General features: G+C 61.2%; 2 protein-coding genes. Both read right to left on the bottom strand.

Annotated elements, in window-relative coordinates; translation table 11 throughout:
• Nucleotides 1–242: 242 nt before the first annotated feature.
• Entirely contained in the window at nt 243–2,201 is a 1,959-nt protein-coding gene (locus A7K61_RS17685; RefSeq protein ID WP_047710633.1) for a MacB family efflux pump subunit, read from the bottom strand.
• Nucleotides 2,202–2,204: 3 nt separating this feature from the next.
• Nucleotides 2,205–3,356 (bottom strand): macrolide transporter subunit MacA, encoded by a 1,152-nt coding sequence (gene macA / locus A7K61_RS17680; RefSeq protein ID WP_034135256.1) that lies wholly within the window; start codon nt 3,354–3,356, stop codon nt 2,205–2,207.
• Between the last annotated feature and the right edge of the window lie 807 nt (nt 3,357–4,163).

Genomic DNA, 4,163 nt, shown 5'->3' with positions numbered 1-4,163 from the left:
AAGCGAGGTGCCGAGTGGTGGGGCAAGAGCCTTTTGCTTACTTTTGGGCTCTTTTCAAAAGTGAGCCGCCGTCAGGGCGGAACCCTAAGTAGCCGTTACCGCAGCAATGGATATGTACACAATCCAACTGTGTCGCCTGTCAGGCCGCCATCGCAGGCAAGCCAGCTCCCACATTTGGATCCTGGGGCGCCAGGGAGATAGGCGCCGGCTGTCAGGCCGTCACGGGAGCAAGCTCCCACAGATCAGTCCCTTGCCAATGCCTCTATCGGGTCCAACCGCGCCGCATTCCGCGCCGGTACAAAACCAAACACAATGCCGATCAACGTCGAACAGGCAAACGCGGTAACGATCGAGCCCACCGAAAACACCATTTCCCACTCCTTCACAAACAACGAAAACAGGTAGCCGATGGCGTAGGACAGCGAGATCCCGATGATCCCGCCGATCAGGCACACCATCACCGCCTCCACCAGAAACTGTTGGCGAATATCCGATTGCCGCGCCCCCACCGCCATGCGAATCCCGATCTCACGGGTGCGCTCGGTGACCGATACCAGCATGATATTCATCACGCCAATACCCCCCACCAGCAAAGAAATCACCGCAATCAATGACAGCAACAGCGCCAGGGAGCGGCTGGTTTTCTGTACCGTCTGCATGATGCTGTCGAGGTTGTTGGTGAAGAAATCCTTGGTGCCGTGGCGTTGCAGCATGAGCTTATTGACGTTGTCTTCCACCACCTTGCTCGGCTGGCCGTCCTTGATGCGCACGGTGATGCTGTCCAGATGACGCTGGCCCAGCAGACGCCCCGCCGCGGTTTCATAGGGCACCCACACGTTCAGGGCCTTGCTGGCGGCGAACATGTTCTTGTTGTCCGCCGTCACCCCGATCACCGTGCACGGCAGGTTGCCTATCAGGATCACCTGGCCCAGCGGGTCGATGTTGGGCCCGAACAGGCGCTGGCGGGTATTGTGGTCGATCACCACCACCTGGGCCTGGCGCCGCGCATCGCTTTCGCTGAAGGCAATGCCGGCTTCAAGCTTGAGACCCTTGACCTTGAAGTAGCGGTCACTGACACCATTGACCTGTGCATCCACGTCGATGTTGCCAAAGCGCAGCATCAGGTTGCGGCCCACCACCGGCGTGGCGCTGTCGACGTAATACAGCTGGTTCAGCGCGTCCACATCCGAGGGCATCAGCGTCTGGATCGCCGAGGCTCGACTGTCGCCAAAGCTGGTGCCGGAAAAGATATCGATGGTGTTGCTGCCAATCGCCTGGATGTCCTTGAGCACATAGCGCTTGGCGCCTTCGCCGATGGCCGAGATCGACACCACCGAGGTGATGCCGATGACAATCCCGAGCATGGTCAGCAAGGTGCGCATGCGGTGTGAGATCAGCGCCACCCACGCCATGTTGAACGCTTCCTTGAACAGCCCCAGGCTCGCGACCAGGCGCCGCGCCCCGCTGCGTCGGGGCTCGACCGGCGCCTCGACGGGCAACTCCAGGCCGACGCTGTCGTTGGCCTTGTCACTGATGATCTCGCCATCACACACCTCGACAATGCGTTGGGCGTTCGCCGCGACCTTGGGGTCATGGGTGACGATAATCACCGTGTGCCCCGCCGCGTGCAGCTCGGCGAGGATGCGCATCACCTCCTTGCCGCTGTGGGTGTCGAGGGCGCCGGTGGGTTCGTCGGCCAGGATCACTTCGCCGCCGTTCATCAACGCCCGCGCAATACTCACCCGCTGCTGTTGCCCGCCGGATAGCTGGCTGGGCCGGTGGCTGGTGTGGCCTGACAGGCCCAGGCGTGCCAGCAATTCCCCGGCGCGGCTATGGCGCTGGCTTTGCGGGGTGCCCGCGTAGATCGCCGGCATTTCCACGTTATGCAAAGCGCTCAGGTGCGCGAGCAAATGGTAACGCTGGAAGATAAACCCGAAGTAATCACGCCGCAGCTCCGCCAGTTGCTCATCGCCCAGGGAGCGGGTTTCGATGCCATTGATCTTGTAGCTGCCGGCGGTGGCGTAATCCAGGCCACCGAGGATGTTCATCAGGGTCGATTTACCCGAACCGGAGGCGCCGATGATCGCCAGCATTTCCCCGGCATGGATGCTCAAGTCGATGCCCTTGAGCGCGATGAATTCACGCTCGCCGGCCATGAAGCTGCGGGTGATGCCCTTGAGTTCCAACAGAGGCTGGCTCATGACTCAACTCCCCGCCACGGCAGGTGTAGCATCGCCGATCACCACGGTGTCGCCCTCGGCCAGGCCGTCAAGGATCTGCACCTTGACGTTGTTATTGATACCGGTCTTCACCGTGCGGGCGACCGCCTTGCCCTTGGCATCCAGCACCCGCACTTCGTAGCGGCCATCGGCATTGCGCACGCCCAGCGCCGCCACGGGCACCATCAGCGCGGCCTCGGCGGTGTCGAGCACGATGCGCACCTGGGCGGTCATGGCGATACGCAGGCGGTGGTCGGGGTTGGGCACGTCGAACAACGCGTTGTAGAACACTGCGGTGTTTTGCTTTGGTGTACCAGCGGTCTGGGTTTCCAGAAAGTTCTGCGGCGCCGGCTCAGTGCCGCGCAGCTTGGCGTAATAGCGCTTGTCCGCCTCGCCGAGAATGGTGAAGTACACCTGCTGGCCGGGGCTGATATGAATCACATCCGCTTCCGACACTTGGGCCTTGACGGTCATGGTGTCCAGGTCTGCGAGCTTGAGCAGCACGGGCGCCAACTGGCTGGCGATCACGGTCTGGCCTTCCTGGGTGACGATGCCCACCACATCGCCGTCGATGGGCGCGTTGATGCGGGTGTAGGCCAGGTTGACCTTGGCGGTGTCGATCTGGATGTGTGCGCTTTTGATCTGCGCGTCCAGGGACAGCAGGTTGGCCTGCTGTACCTGGTAGGTCGATTCGGCGTCTTCAAAATCCTGGCGTGACACCGACTCGTCGGCCTGCAATCCCTTGTAGCGCTCATACACGGACTTGGCCTGCTTGAGTTGCGCGGCGGTCGCGCGGCGTTGGGCCTGGAGGTTTTCTTCATCGACCTGGGCTTTGCGCAGGGTGTTCTGCAGGATCAACGGGTCGATTTCGGCCAGCCATTGGCCCTTCTTTACCTTGTCGCCGACTTTGACTTTCAGCGACTTGAGCTGGCCGGAGACTTGGGCGCCGACGTCGACTTGTTTGACGCCTTCGAGCAGGCCGGTGGCCAATACCGCGTTTTCGATATCGCCGCGTTCGGCGGTGGCGGTGAGGTACTGGGGGGCGTCGGCGGGGGCGTTTACGGTGTAGATGGCCAGGCCGATTGCGACGGCCGCTATAGCCAGAATGCCGATTTTGCGGAATTTAGACGTTTGCATGGTTGGCTTCTTGATTGAGTACAAATGCGTGGCTAGGGCCCTTGGTGTGGGAGCTGGTTTGCCGGCGATGGCGGCCTGACAGCCGACTCCTGTCTACCTGACACCCCGCGATCAACCTGTGGGAGCGGGCTTGCTCGCGAAGGCGGCCTTCTGGTCGACCATTTCGTTGGGTTGGAATGAGTACATATCCATTGCTGCGGTAACGGCCACTTAGGGTTCCGCTCTGACAGCGGCTCACTTTTGAAAAGCGCAAAAGTAAGCAAAACGCTCTTGCCCCACCACTCGGCACCTCGCCTAGGCTCGGTGTGCCCGTAATCCGCCAGTGATTTGGGGGGCCGCCTGAGATCAAGATCACAAGCAGATCAAGATCAAGAGCGGCTCGCTTCGCATCGTGGTTACCGGGGGCATGCCTGCCCCCACATATCTCACCGAGTTCACCTTCAAAAACCGGTCGGCTATAAGGCCGCCGCGCTCTGCTTTTGATCTGCAATCGCCCCGTTAAACCACGCTGGCCGAACGCAGGTTTTGCAGCGTGGGTAACCCGGCAGGACGCCGGGTTAGCCGCACTGGGCCAGGGATGGCCCATTGCGGCGGCCCACGCTGCAAAACCTGCGTTCGGGCACACCGAGCCTAGGCGAGGTGCAGAGTGGTGGGGCGAAGGCCTTTTGGTTACTTTTGGGCCTTTCCAAAAGTGACCCGCTGTCAGAGCGGAACCATAAGTGGCCGTTACCGCAGGAATGGATATGTACGCAGACAGACCGCTATCGCAGGCAAGCCAGCTCCCACATTCGGATCGGTACACACCCG

Source organism: Pseudomonas sp. AP42, from assembly GCF_001728935.1.
GTDB lineage: Bacteria > Pseudomonadota > Gammaproteobacteria > Pseudomonadales > Pseudomonadaceae > Aquipseudomonas > Aquipseudomonas lactis.
This window is presented reverse-complemented; position numbering and strand designations above follow the sequence as displayed.